This window comes from Sphingomonas sp. M6A6_1c, assembly GCF_053345135.1.
In genome coordinates, this window is sequence record NZ_JBKEZO010000004.1 from 243,460 (window position 1) to 268,292 (window position 24,833).

Here is a 24,833-nt window from a genome sequence, read left to right on the forward strand (position 1 = left end):
GCGTTACTGCCCACCCGCGCCACCCTGCCGGCGCTGCCCGCCACCGCTGCGCTTGCCGGCCGCCGCACCGTCGTTGCCGGTCGACAATTGCCCGGTGATCACCTGCTGCCCCGGCTTGAGGGCGCCGCCGAGCACCTCGGTCATCGTGCCGTTGGTGTCGCCGGTGGTCACCTGCACCGCCTGCGGCTTGCCCTCGGCATCCCTGACGTAGATCGTCTGCGACGCACCGCGGCCGAGCGTCGCGGTCCGCTCCGGCCGGTCGCGGCGCGGGCGGAAGGTCAGCGATCCCGCGATGCCGCCGCTCGATCCACCCGCCCCCGCCGCGGCAGGCTTGAAGCGCAGCGCCGCATTGGGGATCAGCAGCACGTTCCGCTTGTCCGAAGTCACGATGTCGGCGGTCGCGGTCATCCCCGGCCGCAACTGCAACGACGGATTGGCGACGGTCAGGTCGGCGGCATAGCTCACCACCTGCCCGGTCGCCGACGTCGTGCTCGTCGTCGTCGAGGTCGAACTCGCCGAGCTGACCGTCAGGTTCGAGCCGAGATCGACGCGCGTGATCGTCGCCGGAAAGGTGCGGCCGGGAAAGGCGTCGACGGTGAAATTGGCCTTCTGCCCGACCTTGACCTCGCCGACGTCGGCCTCGTCGATCGCCACCTCGAGCTTCATCTTGCTGAGGTCCTCGGCGATGACGAACAGCGTCGGCGTGTTGAACGAGGCGGCGACGGTGGCGCCCGGATCGATCTGCCGTGCGAGCACCACGCCGTTGACCGGCGAGCGGATGATCGCGCGGGCACGCTGCGTCTGGTTCTGCGCCAGCGCCGCCTGCGCCGCGGCGACGTTCGCCTGCGCGACCTTCAACGCGGCGACGCTGCGCTGGTAATCGGCGCGGCCGGTCTGGAGTTCGGTGCCCGACGGCACCCGGCCGTTGGACAATTTGTAGACCTCTTCCAGCCGGGCGAGCTGCGCGCGGCTCTCGCCGACGGTCGCCTGCGCCTGATTGACCTGCGCCTGGTTGGCGGCGATCTGCGCCTGTTGCTGGCGGATCTGATCCTCGATCTGCTGCGGATCGATCAGCGCGAGCGGCTGGCCGGCGCTGACGCGGTCGTTGACGTCGACCACCACCTTGGTGACCAGCCCCGACAGCTGCGAGCCGACCGTCACCTGATTGGTCGGCGCGAGCTTGCCCGTCGCCGAGACGGTGACGGTCAAATTGCCGCGCTCGGCCGGCTGCGTCGCATAGCCCGCTTCCGGCTTCGGCCCGAAACAGCTCTTGAGCAGCAAGGCGAGCAGCACCACGCCGATCGCGACGAACACCCATTTGAGGTAGCGGCGCCAGACCGGCACGGGCTTCACGCCCAGGAAATCGTCGATCGGTTCGGCCATCAGCGGGTCTCTGACACGGGGGTTTGGGGAGCACGCTCCGGCGCCTGCGGGACGACGTTCGGGTCCCAGCCACCGCCGAGCGCATTGTAGAGCGCGACCAGCGCGGTCGCCTGATCCGAGCGCGCCTGCGTCAGGCCGTTCTGCGCGGAGAGCAGCGCCGCCTCCTGCTGGTTGAGGGTCGTAAAATCGGTGAGGCCGCTGCGATACTGGCTGCGCGCCAGGATCGCAGAGGCGTTGGCGGCGTCATAGGCGATACGATACTGCGTCTCGCGCTGGCGTGCGGCGTCGAGCGAGACGATGGCATTCTCGATATCCTCGAGCGCGGTCAGCACCGTGCCGCGATAGGCGGCGAGCGCGGCATCCGCCGCCGCCTCGTTTGACCGCACCTGGCTGCGCAACCGGCCGCCGTTGAAGATCGCCTGCGTCAGCCCGGCGAACAGGCTGCCGGTGATCGCATCGCCGAGGCTGCCGATGCCGGTCGCATTGGTGTTGATATTGCCGCTGATCGCCAGCGCCGGATAGAGCTGCGCCTTGGCGACGCCGATTTGCGCGGTCGCCGACGCCAGCGACCGTTCCGCCGCGCGCACGTCGGGACGGCGGCGCAGCGCATCGGCGGGGATGCCGACGCCGACCGTCGCGGGACCGCGCGGGATCGGCTTGGCCGCCGCCAGCGCGGTCCGCAGCGTGCCGGGCGCCTGCCCGGTCAGCACGCCGAGCCGCGCGACCGCGGCGGCATATTGCTGCTCGATCTGCGGCACGGTGGCGGCGGTCTGCGCGCGCTGGCTGCGCGCCTGCTCGACATCGACCGAGGAGACGAGCCCCGCCTGCACGCGAAACCCCGCGATCTCCAGATTGTCGTCCTGGATCGCGAGGCTGGCGCGGGCATTGGCGAGCTGCGCCTGATAGGCGCGGGCGAGCACGTAATTGGTCGCCACCTCGCTCTCGACGGTGAGCAGCGTGGTGGCATAATCGAAGCCGCTCGCCTCATATTGCGCGCGCGTCGCCTCGACGGTGCGGCGCACCTCGCCGAACAGGCCGAGCTGGTAACTCGCCGACAGGCCGGCGGAGAAGCTGTTGGTGCCGCCGCCGCCGGTGTCGACCACGGTACCGTCGGGCAAGGTGAACGAGCGGCCGCCGCCGCGCAGGTTCTCGTTGCGCTGATAGCCCGCCGAACCGGACAGCGTCGGCAGCAGCGAGGCACGGCTCTGCACCAGCGATTCGCGCGCCTGCCGCAGCCGGGCGATCGCCTGCGCGACATCGGTATTGGTGCGCCGCGCGTCTTCGACCAGCGCGCCGAGCACCGGATCGTCGAAATTCGACCACCAGCGCGTCAGATCCTCCGCCGTCTGCTGCGCCGGAACCGAATAGCCGTCGGGCACGCCGAGATCGGCGGCGCTCTTGGGATGATAATCGGGACCGACGGTGCAGCCGGCCAGCGCGGCGGTGACGAGCAACAGGGCGGGAACACGGGCCATCGCCGTATCGTGTGGTCAACACACTGCGCCGTCCAGCCTTTTTGTGTCGCAATATGTGTCGTGGCGATGTCCGCGCCGACACATGAGCGCGGCGTCAGCGGCCGGTGAAGACCGGCTTGCGCTTTGCGAGGAAGGCGATGCCGCCCTCGTGCGAATCCGCCGAACTCCGCGCCTCGCGCTGCGCCGCCGCCTCGGCAGCGAGCGCGCTGGCATAGTCGCTTTCGAGCGCCCGGCCGAGCGCGCGGCGCATCAGCCCGAGCGCGCGCGTCGGCCCGGCGGCGAGCCGCGTCGCCAGCGCCAGCGCCTCGCCGTCGAGCGTATCGTCGGCGACGACCTTGTGGATCATCCCCCAATCGAGCGCCTTCGCGGCGGGGACGCGCTCGCCGAGCAGCATCATCTCGGTGGCGCGGGCACGGCCGATCAGCCGCGGCAGCATCCAGGTCGCACCACCGTCGGGGATCAGGCCGATGTTGACGAACGCCTGGAGGAAATAGCCGGTCTCGCTCGCGACGCAGAAGTCGGCGGCGAGCGCGAGGCTGCAACCGATGCCCGCGGCGGGGCCACGCACCGCGCTGACCACCGGCACCGCGAGGTCGAAGAGCGCCGCGATCGTCGGATTGTAATGGTCGGTCAGCGCCGCATGGGTCGCCTCGCCCGGATCGTCGCCGCCGAGCGCCCCGCCGGCAACATCGGCGCCCGAGCAGAACGCCCGCCCCGCCCCCGCGATCAGCACCGCGCGCGCGCCGCCGAGATCGCCGAGCGCGTCGCGCAACTCGTCGAACAATGCCGGCGGCGCGGCATTGAGGCGGTCGGGACGGTTGAGGGTGAGGACGCGGACGTCGCCCTGCGACTCGGCCAGGATATGCTGGTAGGTCATCGGGCGCCCCTCCTCGGCGATGCGCAGCGCGCCGGTGCGGTCGACGGCGATAGCTGGTGCACCCGACTGGATTCGAACCAGTGGCCTCTGCCTTCGGAGGGCAGCGCTCTATCCAGCTGAGCTACGGGTGCCTGAAGACGGCGCCTAGCAAAGCCGCGGCGGCGGCGCCAGTGGGTTTATGCCGCAACCGCCTTGGGCGGCGGTGTCTTGGGCTTGAAGGCGCAGAGGTCGGCGACGATGCAGCGCCAGCATTCGGGCCGCCGCGCCTTGCAGACGTAGCGGCCGTGCAGGATCAGCCAGTGATGCGCGTGCAGGCGGAACGGCTGCGGCGTCGCCTTGTCCAGCTTCAGCTCGACCGCGAGCGGGGTCTTGCCGCGGGCGAGGCCGGTGCGGTTGCCGACGCGGAAGATATGCGTGTCGACCGCGAAGGTCTCGGCACCGAAGGCGACGTTCATCACGACGTTGGCGGTCTTGCGGCCGACGCCGGGCAGGCGTTCGAGCGCGTCGCGGTCGGCAGGCACCGCGCTGCCGTGCTCGGCGACCAGCGCCTGCGACAGCGCGATGACGTTCTTGGCCTTGGTGTTGAACAGGCCGATCGTGCGGATGTGCCGCTTGAGATCGTCGAGGCCGAGCGCGACCATCTGTTCGGGGGTCTTCACCTCCTCAAAAAGCTGGCGCGTCGCCTTGTTGACGCCGGCGTCGGTCGCCTGCGCGGACAGCACCACCGCGACGAGCAACTGGTAGGAATTGCCCGATTCGAGCTCCGTCTCCGGATGCGGGTTCGCCTCCGCCAGCCGGCGGTAGAATTCGAAGACGTCCGCCTTCTTCACAGGCCGAGCACGTCGCCCATCCGATAGCGGCCGGCAGGCTGGCCGGCGATCCACAGCGCCGCACGTACCGCGCCCTTGGCGAAGATCGAACGGTCCTGCGCGAGGTGCGACAGCTCGATCCGCTCGCCCTCGCTGGCGAACACTACGGTATGATCGCCGATGATCGAGCCGCCGCGCAGGCTCGACATGCCGATCGTCCCCTCGGTGCGCGCACCGGTGAGGCCGGCGCGGCCGTCGACGCGCAGCTCGGACAGGGTCGTCCCCCGCCCCGCGGCCGCCGCCTCGCCGAGCAGGATCGCGGTGCCCGAGGGTGCGTCGACCTTGTGGCGGTGATGGCTCTCGACGATCTCGATGTCCCAGTCGGTGCCGAGCCGTTCCGCGGCCTCGCGGACCAGTTGCGCGAGCAGGGTGACGCCGAGCGAGGTGTTGCCGGTCTGGAGCACCGCGATCTCGGTGGCGGCGGCGTCGATCGCCTCGTGCTGCGCCTGGGTGAGGCCAGTGGTGCCGATCACCAGCGGCGTGCGCGACGCGCGCGCAGCGGCGAGGTGCGAGGCGAGCGCCGACGGCGTCGAGAAGTCGACCAGCACGTCCGAGACGCGGGCGAGCACCGCCGGATCGCCGCCGGCATCGACTCCGCCGGCGAGCGTCGCGCCCGCCGCGGCGATCTGTTCGGCGATCGCGCGACCCATCCGGCCGCTGCTGCCGTAGATGCCGATCGCGGTCATGCGAGGCTCCTAACTTCACCAATGTCGCGCAGAACGGAGGGGGCTTGGGTCATGCCGGCCTTTTGGCACAGGGCCGGGCAGTAGGACAGCGCCACGCGCAAGCCTTTGTTAACGCTACCGTTTATCGCGGACCTGTCGGACATGACCGCCGTTTGCCGCCGGAAACGTTGCAGGACCGGGCGATGCGTCTATCTGGAACGAGATGACCGACATCCGCAACATCGTCGTGCTGACCGGGGCAGGCGTGTCCGCCGAATCGGGGATCGCCACCTTCCGCGGGCCGGGCGGGCTGTGGGAGGGGCATCGCGTCGAGGACGTGTGCACGCCCGAAGCGCTCGCCGCCGATCCGGTGCTGGTGCATCGCTTCTACGATCTGCGGCGGGCGGCGCTCGCCGGGGTCGAACCCAATGCCGCGCATCGCGCGCTCGCCGACCTCGACGCGGCGTGGCCGGGCGAATTGCTGATCGTGACGCAGAATGTCGACGACCTGCACGAGCGTGCGGGCGCGCGGCGGTTGCTGCACATGCATGGCGAGCTGACCTCCGCCCTGTGCGCGCATTGCGGCGTGCGGCGCGGGTGGCATGACGCGCTACCACCGGGAACGCGGTGTGCGACGTGCGGGGCGGCGGCGCTGCGGCCCGACATCGTGTTCTTCGGCGAGATGCCGTACCAGATGGAGCGGATCGAGGCGGCGCTGGCACGTGCCGATCTGTTCGTGTCGATCGGCACGTCCGGGGCGGTGTATCCGGCGGCGGGGTTCGTGCAACTCGCCGACGCCTATGGCGCGGATACGCTGGAGCTGAACCTCGAACGCTCGGCGGGAAGCGGGTTCTTCGCCGAGACGCGGCTGGGGCCGGCGGGGGTGCTGGTGCCGGACTGGGTGCGGGAGGTTTTGGGGCAGTAGCCAATCCTCCCCCGCAAGGGGGAGGGGGACCGTTCGGCATCAGCCGAATGGTGGAGGGGGAGGAAAGGGCGGAAGCTCTGCAATAAAGCTCCCACCCTTTCCTCCCCCTCCGTCACGCCTTCGGCGTGCCACCTCCCCCTTGCGGGGGAGGAATTTGTCACTCCACCCAATCCAGGCCCAGGTCGCGATAGACTTCGCGATCCTCGTCCCAGCCGGGCTTGACCTTGACGTGGAGGTAGAGGTGGACCGGCGATCCGAGGATGCTCGCCAGTTCGGTGCGGGCGCGGGCGCCGATCTCCTTGATCCTTTGGCCGCCCTTGCCGAGGATTATCGCGCGCTGCGTCGGGCGTTCGACGAGGATCTGCTGGTGGATCTCGACCGAGCCGTCCTCGCGCTCGCTGTATTTCTCGGTCTCGACGGTGCTGGCATAGGGCAGTTCGGCGTGGAGCTGGAGGTAGAGCTGTTCGCGCGTCACTTCGCTGGCGAGCGCGCGCTCGGTGGCATCGGACACCTGATCCGCGGGATAATGCCACGGGCCCGCCGGCATCGCCCTGGCGAGCGCCGACTTGAGTTCGGCCAGGCCGTCGCCGGTCTGGGCCGAGACAAACCAGGTATCGGCGAAAGGCATCAGCGCGTTGAGCTTTTCCGCGTGGAGCAGCAGCCGCGGCTTGTCGGCGATGTCGACCTTGTTGAGGATCAGGATCTTCGGCTCGGGCCGGTCCTTCAGCGCCTCGGCGATCCGCTCGACCTTGCCGCCGATGCCGCCCTTGCCGTCGACGACGAGCGCGATGAGGTCGGCGCCTTCGGTGCCGGTCCAGGCGGCGGCGACCATCGCGCGGTCGAGCCGGCGCTGCGGTTCGAAGATGCCGGGGGTGTCGACGAGCAGGATCTGCGCGTCGTCCTCGATCGCGACGCCGAGCAATTTGGTGCGCGTGGTCTGCGCCTTGGGGCTGACGATCGCGACCTTCTGGCCGACGAGCGCATTGACGAGCGTCGACTTGCCCGCATTGGGCGCGCCGACCACGGCGACGAGGCCGCAATGTTGGGTCTGGGTCATACGGCTCCTTACGGAATGTTGGAGGAGCGGGCGATACCCATTCCCGTGCGGGTGATCGCGGCCGGACGGGCCTGCCTTGGCCCTACCCACGCCTCCCCCTCCAATGCGAGGGCGGCGTTAGCCGGTCAGCTTCTCCAGCAGCGCTTTCGCCGCCGCGGTTTCCGCGATCTGCTTGTTCGCGCCGGTCGCGGTCGCCTCCGCGAAGCTGCCGATCCTCACCTGTACGGTGAAGCGCGGCGCATGGTGGGGGCCGGAGCGATCGACGACGACATATTCCGGGGTGCGCCGGCCGGCGGCGGCGGCCCATTCCTGGAGCGCCGATTTGGGATGTTGCGGCGCCTTGTCGCCGTGCTGGACGCGGCTGCCCCACGCCTTGCGGACGAAGGCGCGGGCGGCGTCGAGACCGGTTTCGCGATACCAGGCGCCGATCAGCGCCTCCATCACGTCGCCGAGGATGTTGTCGCTCTCGTGCGCGCCGTCGTCGCGGGCCTGTTTGCCGAGCCGCAGATGGGCGCGCACCCCCAGCTCGCGCGCCACGTCGGCGCAGACCGCGCCGGTGACCAGAGCGTTGAGCCGCTTCGACAATTGCCCCTCGGGCTCCTTGGGGAACAGCTCCCACAGCCATTCCGCCATGACGAGGCCGAGGACGCGGTCGCCGAGGAATTCGAGCCGCTCGTAATTCTCGGCCGCCTGGCTGCCGTGGGTCAGCGCGCGCTGATAGGGAGCGATGTCGGCAGGGCGGCGGCCGAAGGTCTCGGCCAGCCATTCGGGCAGCGCGGTGCTCAGAAGCCCTCTCCGATCCGCTGCCAGCGCGCGGCGGTGAACCAGCTCACGGGATTGATCCACGCGGCGTTGCCGTCGGTCGAGAAGAAGGTGACCACCGCTTTGCCCTCGATCCGCTCCATCGGGATATAGCCCATGCCGATCGGCGCGGGGAAGCGGCTGTCGGCGCTGTCGTCGCGATTGTCGCCCATCAGGAAGACGTCGCCGGCGGGCACGGTGTAGAGGCCGGTATCGTCGGCCTGCGGGATGTCCGCCTGGTCGAGCACCATATAGCTCTTGCCGTTGGGCAGCGTCTCGCGGAAGCGCGGATAGCGGCAGATCGGCACGCCGGCGGCATCGACGTCCTGGAAATTGGCGCCGCATTTCTGCGCATCGAAATTGGCGGTGAGCGGCAGCACGAAATCGGCGACGCGCTGCTTGGGGATCGGCTTGCCGTTGAGGATCACCTGACCGCGGCGGACCTGGATCGTGTCGCCGGGCAGGCCGATGACGCGCTTGATGACGTCGTGATCGTCGGGCTCGGGCGAGCGGAAGACGACGACGTCGCCGCGCGTCGGGTCGCGACCGAGGATGCGGCCGGGGATGAGCGGCAGCCCGCCCGGCAGCGACCAGCGCGAATACCCATAATTCCATTTGGTGACGAACAGATAGTCGCCGATCAGCAGCCGCGGCAGCATCGATTCCGAGGGGATCGAGAACGGCGCGAACAGGAAGCTCCGGAGGATCAGCACCGCGATCGCCAGCTTGACGAGGAAGCGCAGCGTCTCGTTCAGCTCCGAACGCGGTGGTTTGGCGGTCGTGGCGGTGGCCGCTGGGGCCGGCGTCGGTGTCTGATCCATAGTCAGGGAGCCTTAGCGTCCCCCGAGCGTCCTGAGTAGTCGTTCCGACCGACCGGGGCTTGCCCGCCCGCGCAGGTTCGATACGGAGCTGACACGAACATCCCTTCCCCCAAGGACGGAAAAACGACATGAGCGACTGGTCTGCGATCGAAGCCCTCCCCTCCCCCAAGCTGGTCGATCTGTTCGAGCAGGATAGCGAGCGCCTCTCCAAGTTCAGCCTCGACGTGGGGGGCATCCACTTCGACTGGTCGAAGACGCATCTGACCGCGCAGGCCGTCGATGCCTTCGTCGCGCTGGCGCAGACCAAGGATCTCGCCGGCAAGCGCGATGCGCTGTTCGGCGGCGAGCATGTCAACGTCACCGAGGACCGCCCGGTCGGCCATACCGCCGAGCGCGGCGAGGGCGATCCCGAGAGCGTCGCGCTGGCGCGCAAATTCCACGAGCGGATGCGCTCGCTGATCGACGCGATCGAGGGTGGCGCATTGGGCGACATCCGCCACGTGCTGCATATCGGCATCGGCGGATCTGCGCTGGGGCCGCATCTGCTGGTCGATGCGCTGGGGCGCGAGGATGCGCGCTACGACGTCGCGATCGTCTCCAACGTCGACGGCGTCGCGCTGGAGGATGCGATCAAGGATTTCGATCCGGCGGCGACGCTGCTGGTGGTGGCATCCAAGACCTTCACCACCAAGGAGACGATGCTCAACGCCGAATCGGCGCTGCAGTGGATGACCGAACATGGCGTCGAGGACCCCTATGGCAAGGTGATCGCGCTGACCGCGGCGCCCGACAAGGCGATGGAATGGGGCGTCGACGAGACGCGCATCCTGCCGTTCGGCGAGGGTGTCGGCGGGCGCTATTCCTTGTGGTCGTCGATCGGCTTTCCGGCGGCGATCGCGCTCGGCTGGGGGGCGTTCGAGGAATTGCTGGAGGGGGCCGCGGCGATGGACCGGCATTTCCGGCTGACCGCGCTGCACGAGAATGCGCCGGCGTTGGCGGCGTTCGCCGACCTCTATTACACGCAGGTGCGCCACGCCGAGACGCGCGCGCCCTTCGCCTATGACGAGCGGCTGCGGTTGCTGCCGAGCTATCTCCAGCAGCTCGAGATGGAGTCGAACGGCAAGGGCGTCACCGTCGACGGCCAGCCGGTCGGACGGCCGACCGCGGCGATCACCTGGGGCGGGGTCGGCACCGATGCGCAGCATGCGGTGTTCCAGTTGCTGCATCAGGGCACGCATCTGGTGCCGGTCGAGTTCATCGCGGTGATCGAGCCGGGCGATACGTTGGCCGAGGATCATCATCGCCAGTTGCTGCTCAACGCCTTCGCGCAGGGCGCGGCGCTGATGAAGGGCAAGCAGGTCGAGGACCCCGCACGCTCGTACAGCGGCGACCGGCCGTCTTCGACCCTGCTGCTCGACGTGCTCGATCCGCGGACGCTGGGGGCGCTGATCGCCTTCTACGAGCATCGCGTGTTCGTGAACGGCGTGCTGCTCGGCATCAATTCGTTCGACCAGTTCGGCGTCGAACTGGGCAAGGAGATGGCGAAGGCAGCGGACCAGGGCGGCCAGTCGTTCGACGCCTCGACCGAGGATCTGATCCGGCGCGCCGGGCTGGAGTGAGCGGGGCGTTCGGGATCGTCGCGCGTTGAGGCGCGATGATCCCGTTCCTGCTCGCCGCCGCGCTCGCGCCCCTTCCCGCCACCGTCTTCGCGATGCGCTGGGAACGGCGGGTGTTGCTGCTGTCGGCGGCGCGCGGGGACGATGCGGGGCTGGCGGCGCAACGGCGCGCGCTGGCGGGATGGGATGCGGCGGCGCGCGAGCGCGATCTTGCTGTGGTGACGATCGTCGGCGACCAGGTGAGCGGCGCGGATGATCGCGCGGCGGCGCTGCGCAACCGCTATCGGCTGCCGGCGCGGCGGTTCGTCGCGATCCTGATCGGCAAGGACGGCGGCGAGAAACTACGGTCTGCCGAGCCGATCGCGCCCGAGGTGCTGGCGGAGACGATCGACGCGATGCCGATGCGGCGGGCGGGGGAGCGGTGACGTTGCAGAGCGAGCGCACGCCTTCTATGTGTACGATTCTGCGGAGCCATACACATGCGGACCAATATCGAGATCGACGACGCTTTGATGGCGGAAGCCACCCAGTTGAGTGGCTTGAGGACCAAGCGTGACGTGGTCCACTTCGTCCTGAACCGTTACGTCAAGATCGAGCGCCAACGCAAAGCGCTGGAGGGATTGCGCGGGCTCGGCTGGGACGGTGATCTTGAGGCGATGCGTACCGACGATCCGGTGCGCGAATGGGGATGATCGTCGTCGATTCCAGTGTGTGGATCGACCTGCTGAGCAATCGGGATACGATCCAGACGCGAGCATTGACGGGATATCTCGATCGGGGCGATCTCCTAGGCATCGGCGACCTCGTCCTCATGGAAGTGCTGCAGGGCGCACGAAGCGAGGCCCGCGCGGATGAGGCGATGCGGTTCTTCGCCCGCTTCGATCGACTGACGATCGGCAACCACCGCGTCGCCGTTGAAGCCGCCCGCCACTATCGCCATCTGCGCAGCCTCGGCATCACGATCCGCAAGACGATCGACACGCTGATCGCCACCCGCTGCATCCTCGACCGTCTTCCGCTGTTGTACAGCGATCGTGATTTCGACCCTTTCGTCCAGCATCTCGGCCTCCGGTCGGCGCTGACCCTCCCGGAGTGAAGTGATGTCCGACTATGATTACGACCTGTTCGTCATCGGCGCAGGGTCCGGGGGGACGCGGGCGAGCCGGGTCGCCGCGGCGCATGGCGCCAAGGTGGCGGTCGCCGAGGAATATCGCGTCGGCGGCACCTGCGTCATCCGCGGCTGCGTGCCCAAGAAACTGCTGATCTACGGCGCGCATTTCGCCGAGGACCTGAAGGACGCCAAGCGCTTCGGCTGGCAGGTGCCGGATCAGTGCGCGTTCGACTGGAAGACGCTGCGCGACAACGTGCTCGAAGAGGTCGACCGGATCAACGGTGCCTATACGCAGACGCTGGAGACGCATGGCGTCGAGATCATCCACCAGCGCGCGGTCGTCACCGGGCCGCACAGCGTGCGCCTCGCCGACGGCAGCGAGAAGACCGCGGGACGCATCCTCGTCGCGGTCGGCGCGCATCCCGCGGTGCCCGATTGCCCCGGCGCGGAGCACGGCATCACCAGCAACGAGGCGTTCCACCTCGACGCGATCCCCAGGCGCATCCTGATCGCGGGTGCGGGTTACATCGCCAACGAATTCGCCGGCATCTTCCACCAGCTCGGCGCGCACGTGACGATCATGAACCGCACGCAGGACATCCTGCGCGGCTACGACCTGTCGATCCGCGACCGGCTGCTCCAGATCAGCATGATGAAGGGCCTGGAGTTCAAGTTCGACGCCAATTTCGAAGGGATCGAGAAGGGCGCGAACGGCTGCCTCACCGTCCATATGTCGAACCACGATCCGGTCACGGTCGACATGGTGATGTTCGCCACCGGCCGCGTGCCGAATACCAAGGGGCTCGGGCTGGAAGCGGCGGGCGTCACGCTGGAGAAGGGGGCGATCGTCGTCGACGCGCAGAACCGGTCGAGCGTCGACAGCATCTTCGCGGTCGGCGACGTCACCAACCGCGTCCAGCTGACCCCGGTGGCGATCCGCGAGGGCCAGGCGTTCGCCGACACCTTCTACGGCGACAAGCCGACGACGGTCGATTACACTAACATCCCCGCGGCGGTGTTCAGTCATCCGCCGATGGCGGGCGTCGGCATGACCGAGAGCGAGGCGAAGCAGAAGCTGGGATCGATCCGCGTCTATTCATCGGATTTCCGGCCGATGAAGAACGTGCTCGCCGGCCGCAACGAACGCGCGCTCTACAAGATGGTCTGCGACGGCGAAACCGGGCGGATCGTCGGTCTGCATATGATCGGGCCGGACGTGCCCGAGATCCTGCAGGCGGCGGCGATCGCGGTGAAGGCGGGGCTGACCAAGGCGCAGTTCGACGACACCGTGGCGCTGCATCCGACGATGGCCGAAGAATTGGTGCTGATGAAATAAGCGCCGGCCAAACGCCAGGATGAATCATTCGAGATTCCTTCCTTTCCGGACGACGACGGGCGCCGACGCGCCCCTCTTTTCGTCACCCCGGGCTCGACCCGGGGTCCCGCTTCTTCCCGATCCGCACCGGTAAAAGGCAGCGGGACCCCGGATCAAGTCCGGGGTGACGGATAGAAGGTGCAAGGTTGCGGCGGTGCTGGATGTCGATTTGTCTCAAGCCGCCCGATGGGCGCAGCGGCGCTACCGCTGCGCCTGGAGGTAGGCGATCACGTCGGCGCGATCGAGTGGGTCGGGCAGGCCCGGGAAGCCCATCGAGGTGCCGGGCGCGAAAGCCTGGGGATCGGCGAGCCAGGCGTCCAGCCGCTCCGGCGTCCAGCGGCCGCCGACGCGTTGCAGCGCGGCGGTATAGCCGAAGCGCTGGCTGACCCCGGCGACCGGCGCGCCGATGACGCCGGCCAGGGTCGGGCCGTTGCGGTCGGGCGCGCCGCGGCGACTGGCGTGACAGGCGGCGCAGCGCGCGAACTGGCGCTCGCCGGCGGCGACGCTGGCGACGCGCAGCAGCGCGGCAAGATCGGGGGACGGTCCGGCGGCGGCGCGGCGGGCGGCGCGATCGTCGTTCGAACACGCGGCGAGCATCAGGCCCGCCGCCAGCCAGAGCGCACGCGCCGTCACGCTCTTGCGGGCCTCTTTACCTTTGTCCGTTACGGACCGACCATGAACCATAAGATTCTCGTCCTCGCGCTGTCCGGCGCCATCGCGGTGACCGGCGTGCCGATCCCGCCCGCGACGTCAATCCCCGCTTATGCCGCGCAGCGACGCCTGATGGCGAGCCGCGGCGTGCAACAGCAAGCCTATTTCGCACGCCGGCTGACGCTGGTCGCCGAACGGCTCGACCGGCAGCGACGAGCCGGACTGATCGCGGCGGGACCGGCGGCGTTCATGCGCGACGATCTGACGCGGATATGGATCGGGGTGGACCGCTACGTCCAGCGCGGTGCGGCGCTCACCCCCGACGAGCGGCGGAGCTATTGCGCGATGCTCCGCCGCGTCGAGCAACGGCTGGCGCGGGCGGAGGCGCGGCAGCATGCCGGCCCCCGCCTCGCCGATCGGTCAGTCCGCGAACAATAAGACCGGCGTTTCGAGCTGCGTCTTGAGCGCCTGGACGTAGCTCGCCGCATCCCAGCCATCGACGACGCGATGGTCGCAGCTGATCGACAAATTCATCAGCTTGGCGCGGCGGATCTCGTCACCGCGGCCGGTGAAGACCGGGCGTTCGACGATCTTGTTCGGACCGATGATCGCCACTTCGGGGCGGTTGATGACCGGCGTCGTCGCGATGCCGCCGAGCGGCCCCAGCGAGGTGACGGTGATCGTGCCGTTGCCGAGTTCTTCCGGCTTCAGCTTGTTGGCACGCGCCGCCTCGGCGAGGCGGGCGATCTCGGTGGCGAGTTGCCAGACGTTCCTGTCCTGCGCGTCGCGGATCACCGGCACGGTGAGGCCTGCGTCGGTCTGCGCCGCCATGCCGAGATGGACGCGGCCCGAGCGCGTGACCACGCCCGCCTCGTCGTCGTATCGCGCATTCAGCATCGGGAATTGCGGCAGGGTGCGGCAGATCGCGACGATCAGCAGCGGCAGAAGCGTCAATTTGGGGCGCTGGCCGCGGTGATCGTTGAGGTCGGCGCGCATCGCCTCGAGCGCGGTGACGTCGATCTCGTCCACGTAGGTGAAGTGCGGGATGTTGCGCTTCGACGCGGCCATGTTCTCGGCGATGCGGCGGCGCATGCCGATGACGCGGATCTGCTCGTCGGCACGCGCGCGGCTGGCGCCGGGGGACTGATAGCCCTGGCCGGCATTGTAGCGCAGGAAGGCGTCGAGATCGGCATGGCGGACGCGGTCGGCGTCGGTCTTCACCTGCGCGAGGTCGATGCCGAGATCGCGCGCGCGGGCGCGCACCGCGGGGGAAGCGAGGGCCTTAGGCTCCTCCCCGGCACGGTGAGGGGGACCATCCGAAGGATGGTGGAGGGGGGCTGCCACGGGCGGCGCGCTCGCGTCTTGCCTTACGGGCGGGGTCGCTTGTGGAGCGCCACCTCCACCACCGGCTTCGCCGGCGGTCCCCCTCCCCGTGCCGGGAAGGATTTCCTCCACCCCCGGATTCTCCGCCTCATATTGTTCGGCGACCTCCGCCTGCTCGGCACTCGGCGGCGCGGCGACCACCTCGTCCCCGCCTGCCTCCTCGGTCTCGATCACCACCAGCGCGGCGCCGATCGCGACCTGGTCGCCGACCTCGCCGGCCAGCGCGACGACGACGCCCGACACCGGCGATTCCATCTCGACGGTCGCCTTGTCGGTCATCATGTCGGCGATATTCTGGTCTTCCTCGACCCGGTCGCCGACGGCGACGTGCCAGGCGACGATCTCGGCCTCGGCGATGCCCTCGCCGATGTCCGGCAGCTTGAAGGTGAAGCGGGCCATCCTATGCGTCCTTCATGATCTTCTTGAGGGCCTGGCCGATGCGCACCGGCCCCGGGAAATACGCCCATTCGAGGCTGTGCGGATACGGCGTGTCGTAGCCGGTGACGCGCTCGATCGGCGCTTCGAGATGGTAGAAGCAGCGCTCCTGCACCAGCGCCGACAGTTCGGCGCCGAAGCCGCTGGTCCGCGTCGCCTCGTGGACGATCATGCAGCGGCCGGTCTTCTTCACCGACGCCTCGATCGTCTCGATGTCGAGCGGGACGAGCGTGCGCAGGTCGACGATCTCGGCGTCGATATCGTGCTCGGCGATCACCGCCGCGCAGACGTGGACCATCGTGCCGTAGCACAGGATGGTCAGCGCCTCGCCCTCGCGGACCACCGCGGCCTTGCCGAGCGGCACCTTGTAATAGCCGGTCGGCACCTCGCCGGCGGGATGTTTCGACCAATTCTCCGACGGCTTGTCCCAATAGCCGTTGAACGGGCCGTTGTAGATGCGCTTGGGTTCGAAGAAGAGGACGGGGTCGTTGTCCTCGATCGCCGAGATCAGCAGGCCCTTGGCGTCATAGGGCGTCGCCGGGATCACCGTCTTGATGCCGGAGACGTGGGTGAAGATGCCCTCCGGCGATTGCGAATGCGTCTGGCCGCCGAAGATGCCGCCGCCGAACGGCGAGCGCACCGTCATCGGGCTGATGAACTCGCCGGCCGAGCGATAGCGCAGCCGCGCCGCCTCGGACACGAGCTGGTCGAGCGCGGGATAGATGTAGTCGGCGAACTGGATCTCGGGGACCGGGCGCAGGCCGTAGGCGCCCATGCCGATCGCGACGCCGATGATGCCGGTTTCGGTGATCGGCGTGTCGAAGACGCGGGTCTTGCCGTATTTCGCCTGCAAGCCCGCGGTGGCACGGAACACGCCGCCGAAATAGCCGACGTCCTCGCCCATCACCAGCACGTCGGGATCGCGCGCCATGCAGATGTCGAGCGCGGAATTGATCGCCTGGATCATGTTCATGCGGGCGGTGCCGGTGTCGGCGGCGGGTTCTGGCTGGGTGGTGATGTCGGTCATTCCACAATCCTCGTCACCCCGGGCTCGACCCGGGGTCCCGCTATCGTGCGCGGAAGGAAAGAAACAGCGGGACCCCGGGTCAGGCCCGGGGTGACGGCGTGCGCGGCCATCACTTGCGCGCCCATGGCCGGCCGCTCGCCTCTTCCTCGGCGATCATCTGCGCCTGCTGTTCGCGCAAATGCCACGGCATCTCCTCGAACACGCCGTCGAACAGCGTATCGAGCGGCTGGTGCAGGCCGTGGCCGAGGATGCCGTTCTTCTCGGCCTCCTTCTGCTCGGCCTTGACGTATTCGGCGAGCTCGCGGTCCTGCGCGGCGTGGCGCTCCTCGTCCCATTCGCCGATGACGATGAGGTGCTGCTTCAGCCGCGCGATGGGGTCGCCGAGCGGCCAGGCGGTGGGTTCGCCGGCGCTGCGATATTGCGTCGGATCGTCGGAGGTCGAATGGCCCTCGGCGCGATAGGTGAAATGCTCGATCAGCGTCGGCCCGGCGTTGGTGCGCGCGCGCTCCGCCGCCCACAGCGTCGCGGCATAGACCGCGAGCGCGTCATTGCCGTCGACGCGCAGCCCGGCGATGCCATAGCCGATCGCGCGCGCCGCGAAGGTCGTCGCCTCGGCGCCGGCGAACCCCGAAAAGCTGCTGATCGCCCATTGGTTGTTGACGACGTTGAAGATCACCGGCGCGCGATAGACCGCGGCGAAGGTGCAGGCGGAATGGAAGTCGCCCTCCGCGGTCGAGCCCTCGCCGCACCAGGTCGCGGCGATCCGCGTGTCGCCCTTGGCGGCGGACGCCATCGCCCAGCCGACGGCCTGCGGATATTGCGTGGTGAGGTTGCCCGAGATCGAGAAGAAGCCGTGGTCGCGCGCCGAATACATGATCGGCAGCTGCTTGCCCTGGAGCTTGTCGCCGCGGTTCGAATAGATCTGGTTCATCATCTCGACCAGCGGATAGCCGCGCGCGATGAGCAGCCCCTGCTGGCGGTACGACGGGAAGCACATGTCCTCGAAATCGAGCGCCTGCGCGGCGGCGATCGCCACCGCCTCCTCGCCGGTCGCCTTCATGTAGAAACTGGTCTTGCCCTGCCGCTGCGCGCGGAACATCCGCTCGTCGAAGGCGCGGAGCAGCGCCATGTTGCGCAGCATCCGCCGCAGCATGTCGGGCGACAATTTGGGGTCCCACGGGCCGACCGCGCGGCCGTCCTCGTCGAGGACGCGGACCAGCGTATAAGCGAGATCGGTGAAATCGTGCGCCGAAGCGGCGGTATCGGGTCGCCGCGCGGCGCCGGCGGGCGGCACGTCGACGCCGACGAAGTCGACCGCATCGCCCGGCCGGAACTTGGGTTCCGGCACGTGCAGCGTCAGCCCGGGAAGATTCCGGGGCGGCTGCCCATTGGCGCGAGGATACTCGCTGGCCACATCTCTCTCCTGCACGTCCGACGAGGGTCGTCGGCGCTGTTGTTGGATCGTGTTGCGCGGCTGTAATTAAATTTCAAGCGGCTTTTCGGTGGGCGGAGCGATTCCGCTGTACCGGTCGAAACGGATAATATGCCGGGCAGACCCCATTCCTCCCCGGCACGGGGAGGTGGCAGCGCAAAGCGCTGACGGAGGGGGGCGTCCACAAGCGCGACGCGTGCGGCCCGCCCCCTCCACCACCCGCTTCGCGGGCGGTCCCCCTCCCCGTGCCGGGGAGGATTGGCTCACGCCACGGTCTGTTCGATCACGCCGAAGATCGGGTGGTGCCGGTCGTCCTCGGCCCAGATGCGCACCGTGTCGCCCTTGCGCAGGAACGGCGTCGTCGCCTTGCCGGTGGCGATCGTCTCGACGGTGCGCAGTTCGGCGAGGCAGGAATAGCCGACGCCGCCCGCCGCGATCGTCTGGCCTGGGCCACCATCGGGGCCGCGGTTCGAGACCGTGCCCGAACCGACGATCGTCCCCGCGCCAAGCCGGCGCGTCTTGGCGGCGTGCGCGACCAGCGTGCCGAAGTCGAAGGTCATGTCCTCGCCCGCCTCGGCGCGGCCGAACGGCTGGCCGTTGAGATCGACGTGGAGCTTGCGGTGCAGCTTGCCGTCCCGCCACCAGTCGCCCAACCCGTCCGGGGTGACGAACACCGGCGAGAAGGCGCTCGCCGGCTTGGACTGGAAGAAGCCGAAGCCCTTGGCGAGTTCGCCGGGGATGAGGTTGCGCAGGCTGACGTCGTTGGTCAGGCCGACCAGCCGGATGCCGGCAAGCGCCTCCTCGCGGCTCGCGCCGAGCGGCACGTCGCCGGTGACGACCACCACCTCGGCCTCGAGGTCGCAGCCCCAGGCCTCGTCGGCAAGCGGGATCGGATCGCGCGGACCGAGGAAGCCGTCCGAGCCGCCCTGATACATCAGCGGATCGTGCCAGAAGGTCTCGGGCATCTCGGCACCGCGCGCCTGCCGGACGAGTGCGACATGGTTCACATAGGCCGATCCGTCCGCCCATTGATAGGCGCGCGGCAGCGGCGAGGCGGCGTCATGTTCGTGGAAGCGTTCGCGGGGGATGACCTCGTGGTCGAGATCGGTGGCGAGGTTCTTGAGATCGGGCAGCAGCCGGTCCCAATCGTCGAGCGCGGCCTGCAAGGTCGGCGCGACATGCGTCGCATCGGCGCACCAGGCGAGGTCGGTGGAGACGACGACGAGCCTGCCGTCACGGCCCTGCTTCAGACTGGCGAGTTTCATCCGGCGCATCCTCTCATGTCGTTGGCCCGACGGTGTATCGGCTGGCGTGCCGGGTTGCGACGGAAAAGTATCGGCGGATACGAGATGCGCCTGCCCACCAGATCGTCATCCCACCCCTCCTTCGTCATCCCACCCCTCTTCGTCATCCCACCCCTTCTTCGTCATCCCACCCCTCTTCGTCATCCCGCCCCTCTTCGTCATCCCACCCCTCTTCGTCATCCCGACGAAAGTCGGGACCCATGGATGCGGCGCCGTCCATGATGCGCGCCTACGCGGGTTCACCGCGACCATGGGTCCCGGCTTTCGCCGGGATGACGAAGGGGGAGATGCCGAATGGAGGAGTGACGAACGGGGAGATCAGGTTGGTCGAAATGCCGAACGACGCGAACGACAAGGGCCGCCCTCCCCTGCGGGAGAGCGGCCCCTATTCGCGCTTACGGATCGATCAGAACTTGAACTTGATCGCGCCGCGATAGGCCTGGTTGCGCACGTCCTTGCGCGCGACGGTGGTGTCGGCGCTGACCGACAGCTCGATGCGGTCGGTGGCGTAGGAGAGGCCAGCCGCCAGCTCGGCCCAATCCTGGTCCTGGCTCGACAGGCGGAAGCCCGCCGGTGCGGTGCCGCCGATGAAATTGGCGGTGAACACGCCCGGCTGGTCCTTGAAGTCGTGGACGTAATAGGCCGAGGCGAACGGCTTGATCACGTCGCCGCCGGCAAGCTGCAGGCCGGCGCGGCCCTGTGCGCTGTCGAGATTGTAGCGGTCGAAGCGCAACGCGCCGTCGCCGCCGGTCTCCACCGTCGGCGTGAAGCCGATGTGGTTGACCCGCGCCGCGATCCGCGGCCCGACCTGCAGGCCGCCGAAGTCGAACATCTGCCCGAGCCCGACCTCCGCCGACACCGCCAGCGCATTGTCGCGGCTGCGCAGCGTCGAGGCGACGGTGGCGATCGCCACCGTGCGGCGGGTGCTCGCCTGGAACACGCCGCCGCTGACCTGCGCGTCGAGCACCTGCCCGCCCGGCCCCTGCGCCTTGGCGAAGAGCGTGCCCTGGAACAGCTCGCCGCGCGCCGACTGGCCGACGCCGCCGGTGGTGCCGTCGAGCTTGGTATAGCCGAAGCCGAAGCCGAGCACGCCGGTGTCGCTCACCTTGGCCTCGATGCCGCTGACGACATAGAAACCATCGAAGTTATCGCGCCCGCCGAACGGATTGGCGTCGCGCAGGCTGCGGCTGTCGCCGTCGACGTAACCGCCGGCGATGAACACGTTGACGTTCTCGGGCAGCACGCCCTCGCGCACCGTGGTCGAGGTCGTATCGCTCGCGGTCGCCTGCGTCATCGGCAGGTCGCTCGCCATCAGCGCGGCGAATTGCAGCGGCTGACCGGTCATCGTCAGCGTCCCCGACAGCGGCTGGCTGGCGTCGATCCCGGCGAGATGCTGGCGGTAGAAGCGCGACATATTCTCGGTCGCGACCGTGCCCATGCCGTATTTGAGCGGCGTGGTGCGCGGCGCGAGCCCTTCCAGCGTCGCACGGATCGTCCCCGCATCCTGAAGATCGAGGATGCCGTACAAGCCCGACAGCGCGTTGTAGTTGCTCGCGCGGTTGCGATCGAGCAGCCCGGCGAAGGCGGTCTGGATCGGCGTTGCGGCGACGACGCTGGCATAGGTGCCGGCGACGATCCGCGCCTGCACCGCATTCGCCGAATAGACGAATTGCGGGGTCAGGATCGCCGACAGGGCGGAGGGCGACTGGAAGGTGCCGGCGACCCCGCCCGCCGCGGTGACGATCGTGTAGAGATCGTTGTAGCGGATCATGTGGCCGGCGACCGGCGCGAAGCCGACGCGGCCGCCGATGCTGGCGATGCCGTCGGTGGTGCCGTTGCGCACCACCGCGACGCGGTCCGACGTGCCGTTGGGGCCGACGTCGACCAGCAACGTGCTGCCCGAGGCGAGGATCAGGTTGCCGCCGATGGTCAGCGTGCCGATCGTCCCCATCGTGCCCGGCGCGACGATGCCGGTCGCGCTGGTGAGGAACGGCGTGTTGATCCGGCCGCTGCCGGTGAGCAGGCCGCTCATCAGGAAGTAATCGCCACGCGTCGACAGCGTGCCGTCGACCTGCACCGCGCCGGTATATTGGTTCACCGCCATCAGGCTGGTCAGCGATCCCGCCGAGGTGATCGCCAGCTTCGCATTGGTGCCGGCGACGCTGAACCGGTCGATCGTCACCGCGGTGTCGAGCGTCGTCGTGCCCGCCGCGCTCAACGTGACGTCGTAATAGCGCGCGCTGCGCTTGGTGGCGGCATCGGGATCGATGTTGCCCGGCACGAAATTGGTCGCGCCCGGCAGACCGTTGGCGAGCGTCGCCGCCGGCAGCGCCGCGGCGCTGGCATCGCCGGCGGCAGCGGTGGCGCCGGCCGAATCCACGGCGATCTTGCGGACGGTCGCCTGATCGTTGCCGCTGCTCGCGGAGCCGCCCTGCACGCCCGGCTGCGTCGCCGCGACCGGCTCGCCGTCGACATAGGTGATCCCCGTCTTCACGTCATAGCATTGGTCGTAGTTGAACGCCGGCTCCTGATCGCAGACCTGACCGAATTTGTTTTGCGTGTCGGGCGCGATGCCGAGGCCCGGCGCGGTCGGCACGCCATTGGCGAGCTGGCCGTTGACGATCACCTGATAGGAGGGGTCGAGCGCCGTCACCCAATGGCTGGGATCGCTCCACTTGCCGTCGCCCGCCAGCGTATTGGCGTAGCGATACGGATTGTTGGCGAGGATATAATCCCAATAGAGATACAGCGGCTGGTAGAAAGCGGTGGTGCCGTAGCCGCCGCTCACCTGTCCGCTGAACGTGTAGCTGCCCGAGAGCACGCCGATGATCGTCGCCTTGTTGAACGTCCGGTCGAGGATCAGCGGGCCGCCCGAATCGCCGGGACCCGTCGTCCCCTCGCTGGGCAGCGCCGCGTCCTTGAACAGATTGTAGTCGCCGGGATAGCGGCGCGTCGGATCGTCGAAATCGGTCTGGTACAGATTGGCGGGCAGGCCGGCGCTGCCGCCGAACAGGCCGAAGTAGAAATCGTCGATCGAGCCGAGCAGGCCGACGTAATTCTCCGCGACGCGGCGGCGATAATCGATCCCGCCGCTGGCGCCGGTCAGGCCGGTGCCGTTGGTGCCGTAGCCGGTCATCGTGACGTGATAACCGGTGCCGGTCGTGTCGTCGATCGACGCGGGCGCGGGCAGCGGCGAGAACAGCATCGTCCAGGTCGGCACATCAGCCGCCGGCGTGTCGAAGGTCGCGAGCGCGACGTCGCCCTGCAGGAAGTTGTTGGCGAGGCCGAGGTTCAGCGACTGCGCGTTATAGACGACCTGATTGACGTTGTAGAAATGGTTGGCGGTGCTGGTGCTGTAATTGCTGCGGAACCAGGCGCGCTGGCCGGCGATCGTGTCCGCCTCGAAGCCGAAGCCGATCGGCAGCTGCCCGGTGCCCTTGCCGTAGTTCCACGGGTCCATCGCGGTGCCGGTCGGGCTCTCGTTGACGCAATGCGCCGCGAACACGACGGTGCGGGGGTTGATCAGCGTGCCGGTGCACAGGCCGACGAAGCCGTTCTTCTGGTCGATGATCATCTGGCCGACGCCGTTGACGCCCTGGTCGAGGATCGTGCTCGGCGTGCCGGGGCTGGAGATGACGACGCTGGGGTCCGCCTGCGGCGGCGTCGACAGCGCCGAACCACCCTGCCGCTCGGCGATCGGCAGGATGCCCTTCAGGCTCATCGACAGATCGGAGGTCGCGGCCTGCGCCTGGGCGGCGCCCGGCAGCGCGATCAGGGCCGACGATGCGAGAAGGACGCGACGGGCCGCGCCGCGCAATGCTGTATTAGCCATTATCTATTCTAATCCCCTGTTATTCGGCCGATCTTCTCACGGTCACGAATGTCGGGGAGCCTATTGGGGGGCGGGGGCAAGTCAAGGCGGCAGAAAGGTCAACCTTCCATTATAGAATGGGAATTGGTGAAAGTGTTGATCGCGGGCCACAGTGGGCGCCGTTCCGGTCCCGACTTGACTTTTGCCGCAACGCAGCGCACATGGACGGCCATCGAGGCGTCATGCAGCGTGAACGGGGTGGCATTGCCGCCCCCGGCTCCACCTCGGTCGATATGCTCAGGGCTTCCCTATTCACGCGGGGCGTCAGTTTCCCCCGCCCCCTGCGAGCCGTTTCCATGATGGAGTCCGGCGCGCGGGTCAGGCCCCGTTTTGAAGGCTACGTGTCCATGTCATTCGCCAACCTCGGCCTCGCCGAGCCGCTCGTCCGCGCGCTCGAAGCCAAAGGCTATACCACCCCGACCCCGATCCAGGCGCAGTCGATCCCGATCCTGCTCGAAGGCGGCGATCTGCTCGGCATCGCGCAGACCGGCACCGGCAAGACCGCCGCATTCGTGCTGCCGTCGATCCAGCGCCTCACCGAGAACCAGAAGCGCGTGCTGCCGACGCATTGCCGCATGCTCGTCCTCGCCCCCACTCGCGAACTCGCCAGCCAGATCGCCGACAATGCGCGCGGTTACGGCCAGTTCAGCAAGCTGTCGGTCGCGACCGTGTTCGGCGGCACCAGCATCAACAAGAACCGCCAGGACCTCAGCCGCGGCGTCGACATCCTCGTCGCCACGCCGGGCCGGCTGATCGACCTCGTCGAGCAGGGCATGTGCAACCTGTCGATGATTGAGATCCTCGTCCTCGACGAAGCCGACCAGATGATGGACCTCGGCTTCATCCACGCGCTCAAGAAGATCGTGCGGATGATCCCGCGCAAGCGCCAGACGCTGTTCTTCTCGGCGACGATGCCGGTGGCGATCCGCGAGCTCGCCAACCAGTTCCTGCACGAGCCGAAGACGGTGTCGGTCGTCCCCGCCTCGACCACCGCGGAGCGCGTCGATCAATACGTCACCTTCGTCAACCAGGCGGAGAAGCAGGCGCTGCTGACGATCGTGTTGCAGGATCCGACGATCAACCGCGCATTGGTCTTCACCCGCACCAAGCATGGCGCCGACCGCGTCGTGAAGCTGCTCGCCGGCAATGGCATCGCGGCGAACGCGATCCACGGCAACAAGAGCCAGGGCCAGCGCGAACGCGCGCTTGGCGAGTTCAAGGACGGCAAGACTAAGGTGCTGGTCGCGACCGACATCGCGGCGCGCGGCATCGACGTTTCGGGCGTCAGCCACGTCATCAACTTCGAACTGCCCAACGTGGCGGAGCAATATGTCCACCGCATCGGCCGCACCGCGCGCGCCGGCGCGAGCGGCATCGCCGTCGCCTTCTGCGCCGATGACGAGCGTCCGTACCTCAAGGACATCGAGAAGCTGACCCGCCAGAAGGTCGCGGTGCGGCCGCTGCCGGAGAATTTCACCGGCCTGTCGAACGAGATCAAGGCGACCCGCGTCAAGGCGATCGGTGCCGATCCGGCGCCGCGCGCCGACCTGCCGCGCGGCCAGCGCCAGCCGGCGCGCCCGCGCGCCACGCATGCGCCGACCGCGACGCGCAATTATGCCAATGCCAGCCGTGGCGGTCAGCGCGGCGGTGCCGGTGGCGGCAGCGGCGGCGGTGGTCGCGGCGGCCGCTCGGGCGGCGGCGGTGGTCGCGGCCAGGGTTCGGGCGCGGCGCGCTAAGCCTCCCACGGCTTCCCGC

22 protein-coding genes and 1 tRNA gene are annotated in these 24,833 nt (G+C 68.6%); 8 read left to right on the forward strand and 15 right to left on the reverse strand.

Going from position 1 to position 24,833, the window contains the following annotated elements; translation table 11 throughout:
• Nucleotides 1–3: 3 nt before the first annotated feature.
• The 6 genes from ACLBWH_RS09810 to dapB all read right to left on the reverse strand — a co-directional run bounded on the left by ACLBWH_RS09810 (nucleotide 4) and on the right by dapB (nucleotide 5,290).
• Nucleotides 4–1,383 carry an efflux RND transporter periplasmic adaptor subunit gene (locus tag ACLBWH_RS09810; RefSeq protein WP_447798511.1) on the reverse strand — a complete coding sequence of 460 codons (1,380 nt, stop codon included), beginning with the start codon at nucleotides 1,381–1,383 and terminating at the stop codon, nucleotides 4–6.
• The gene (locus tag ACLBWH_RS09815) at nucleotides 1,383–2,858 is read right to left on the reverse strand and encodes an efflux transporter outer membrane subunit (RefSeq protein ID WP_447798512.1); all 1,476 of its coding nucleotides are present in this window, start codon (nucleotides 2,856–2,858) and stop codon (nucleotides 1,383–1,385) included. Before ACLBWH_RS09815 ends, ACLBWH_RS09810 begins: the two co-directional genes overlap by 1 nt.
• Nucleotides 2,859–2,952: 94 nt before the next feature.
• Complete coding sequence (locus ACLBWH_RS09820; protein ID WP_447798514.1) at nucleotides 2,953–3,735, reverse strand: enoyl-CoA hydratase-related protein; 783 nt, start codon at nucleotides 3,733–3,735, stop codon at nucleotides 2,953–2,955.
• Nucleotides 3,736–3,789: 54 nt separating this feature from the next.
• Nucleotides 3,790–3,866 (reverse strand) — tRNA-Arg (locus ACLBWH_RS09825).
• A 45-nt stretch (nucleotides 3,867–3,911) separates the two neighbouring features.
• The gene (gene nth / locus ACLBWH_RS09830; protein ID WP_447798516.1) at nucleotides 3,912–4,565 is read right to left on the reverse strand and encodes an endonuclease III; all 654 of its coding nucleotides are present in this window, start codon (nucleotides 4,563–4,565) and stop codon (nucleotides 3,912–3,914) included.
• Nucleotides 4,562–5,290: a 4-hydroxy-tetrahydrodipicolinate reductase gene (gene dapB / locus ACLBWH_RS09835; RefSeq protein WP_322850294.1), complete on the reverse strand. Its 729-nt coding sequence runs from the start codon at nucleotides 5,288–5,290 to the stop codon at nucleotides 4,562–4,564. The genes nth and dapB overlap by 4 nt, the downstream gene beginning before the upstream one ends.
• A gap of 202 nt (nucleotides 5,291–5,492) precedes the next feature.
• On the opposite strand from dapB, the gene ACLBWH_RS09840 reads away from it, so the two are divergent.
• Nucleotides 5,493–6,194, forward strand: a complete 702-nt coding sequence (locus ACLBWH_RS09840; RefSeq protein WP_447798518.1) for an NAD-dependent deacylase — start codon at nucleotides 5,493–5,495, stop codon at nucleotides 6,192–6,194.
• A gap of 157 nt (nucleotides 6,195–6,351) precedes the next feature.
• Here ACLBWH_RS09840 and era read toward each other — a convergent pair whose 3' ends face one another.
• From era to lepB, 3 genes are all read right to left on the reverse strand, one after another.
• A complete protein-coding gene (gene era, locus ACLBWH_RS09845) occupies nucleotides 6,352–7,251 on the reverse strand; it encodes a GTPase Era (RefSeq protein ID WP_447798519.1) in 900 nt (299 codons plus the stop codon).
• A gap of 117 nt (nucleotides 7,252–7,368) precedes the next feature.
• On the reverse strand, nucleotides 7,369–8,037 hold the full coding sequence (gene rnc / locus ACLBWH_RS09850; protein ID WP_447798819.1) for a ribonuclease III: 669 nt from the start codon (nucleotides 8,035–8,037) through the stop codon (nucleotides 7,369–7,371).
• Complete coding sequence (lepB, locus tag ACLBWH_RS09855; protein WP_322850291.1) at nucleotides 8,034–8,873, reverse strand: signal peptidase I; 840 nt, start codon at nucleotides 8,871–8,873, stop codon at nucleotides 8,034–8,036. Before lepB ends, rnc begins: the two co-directional genes overlap by 4 nt.
• Nucleotides 8,874–9,001: 128 nt before the next feature.
• Between lepB and pgi the strand changes: the two genes are divergently transcribed.
• Genes pgi through gorA form a run of 5 tightly spaced genes read left to right on the forward strand, consistent with a single transcriptional unit; the run spans nucleotide 9,002 to nucleotide 12,936 of the window.
• A complete protein-coding gene (pgi, locus tag ACLBWH_RS09860; protein WP_447798521.1) occupies nucleotides 9,002–10,492 on the forward strand; it encodes a glucose-6-phosphate isomerase in 1,491 nt (496 codons plus the stop codon).
• Between the two features lie 35 nt (nucleotides 10,493–10,527).
• Entirely contained in the window at nucleotides 10,528–10,914 is a 387-nt protein-coding gene (locus tag ACLBWH_RS09865; protein ID WP_447798523.1) for a DUF4174 domain-containing protein, read from the forward strand.
• 54 nt (nucleotides 10,915–10,968) lie between these two features.
• Complete coding sequence (locus ACLBWH_RS09870) at nucleotides 10,969–11,181, forward strand: type II toxin-antitoxin system VapB family antitoxin (protein WP_322850288.1); 213 nt, start codon at nucleotides 10,969–10,971, stop codon at nucleotides 11,179–11,181.
• Nucleotides 11,172–11,585, forward strand: a complete 414-nt coding sequence (vapC, locus tag ACLBWH_RS09875; RefSeq protein ID WP_447798525.1) for a type II toxin-antitoxin system VapC family toxin — start codon at nucleotides 11,172–11,174, stop codon at nucleotides 11,583–11,585. Before ACLBWH_RS09870 ends, vapC begins: the two co-directional genes overlap by 10 nt.
• Nucleotides 11,586–11,589: 4 nt before the next feature.
• Entirely contained in the window at nucleotides 11,590–12,936 is a 1,347-nt protein-coding gene (gene gorA / locus ACLBWH_RS09880; RefSeq protein ID WP_322850286.1) for a glutathione-disulfide reductase, read from the forward strand.
• A gap of 240 nt (nucleotides 12,937–13,176) precedes the next feature.
• On the opposite strand, the gene ACLBWH_RS09885 is transcribed toward gorA, so the two are convergent.
• Complete coding sequence (locus ACLBWH_RS09885) at nucleotides 13,177–13,608, reverse strand: c-type cytochrome (RefSeq protein WP_447798528.1); 432 nt, start codon at nucleotides 13,606–13,608, stop codon at nucleotides 13,177–13,179.
• Nucleotides 13,609–13,650: 42 nt separating this feature from the next.
• On the opposite strand from ACLBWH_RS09885, the gene ACLBWH_RS09890 reads away from it, so the two are divergent.
• Nucleotides 13,651–14,064 carry a hypothetical protein gene (locus ACLBWH_RS09890; protein ID WP_447798529.1) on the forward strand — a complete coding sequence of 138 codons (414 nt, stop codon included), beginning with the start codon at nucleotides 13,651–13,653 and terminating at the stop codon, nucleotides 14,062–14,064.
• Here ACLBWH_RS09890 and ACLBWH_RS09895 read toward each other — a convergent pair.
• The 5 genes from ACLBWH_RS09895 to ACLBWH_RS09915 all read right to left on the reverse strand — a co-directional run bounded on the left by ACLBWH_RS09895 (nucleotide 14,047) and on the right by ACLBWH_RS09915 (nucleotide 23,039).
• Nucleotides 14,047–15,408: a dihydrolipoamide acetyltransferase family protein gene (locus ACLBWH_RS09895; protein WP_447798531.1), complete on the reverse strand. Its 1,362-nt coding sequence runs from the start codon at nucleotides 15,406–15,408 to the stop codon at nucleotides 14,047–14,049. The two genes, ACLBWH_RS09890 and ACLBWH_RS09895, sit on opposite strands and share 18 nt — an antisense overlap.
• Nucleotide 15,409: 1 nt before the next feature.
• Entirely contained in the window at nucleotides 15,410–16,417 is a 1,008-nt protein-coding gene (locus ACLBWH_RS09900; protein WP_322850456.1) for an alpha-ketoacid dehydrogenase subunit beta, read from the reverse strand.
• Between the two features lie 163 nt (nucleotides 16,418–16,580).
• Complete coding sequence (locus tag ACLBWH_RS09905) at nucleotides 16,581–17,885, reverse strand: thiamine pyrophosphate-dependent enzyme (RefSeq protein WP_322850283.1); 1,305 nt, start codon at nucleotides 17,883–17,885, stop codon at nucleotides 16,581–16,583.
• A gap of 281 nt (nucleotides 17,886–18,166) precedes the next feature.
• Nucleotides 18,167–19,168, reverse strand: coding sequence for a fumarylacetoacetate hydrolase family protein (locus ACLBWH_RS09910; RefSeq protein ID WP_447798533.1), 1,002 nt, complete (start codon nucleotides 19,166–19,168; stop codon nucleotides 18,167–18,169).
• A gap of 445 nt (nucleotides 19,169–19,613) precedes the next feature.
• Nucleotides 19,614–23,039, reverse strand: a complete 3,426-nt coding sequence (locus ACLBWH_RS09915; RefSeq protein ID WP_447798535.1) for an autotransporter domain-containing protein — start codon at nucleotides 23,037–23,039, stop codon at nucleotides 19,614–19,616.
• Nucleotides 23,040–23,425: 386 nt separating this feature from the next.
• On the opposite strand from ACLBWH_RS09915, the gene ACLBWH_RS09920 reads away from it, so the two are divergent.
• Nucleotides 23,426–24,814, forward strand: a complete 1,389-nt coding sequence (locus tag ACLBWH_RS09920) for a DEAD/DEAH box helicase (protein ID WP_447798537.1) — start codon at nucleotides 23,426–23,428, stop codon at nucleotides 24,812–24,814.
• Nucleotides 24,815–24,833 lie beyond the last annotated feature (19 nt).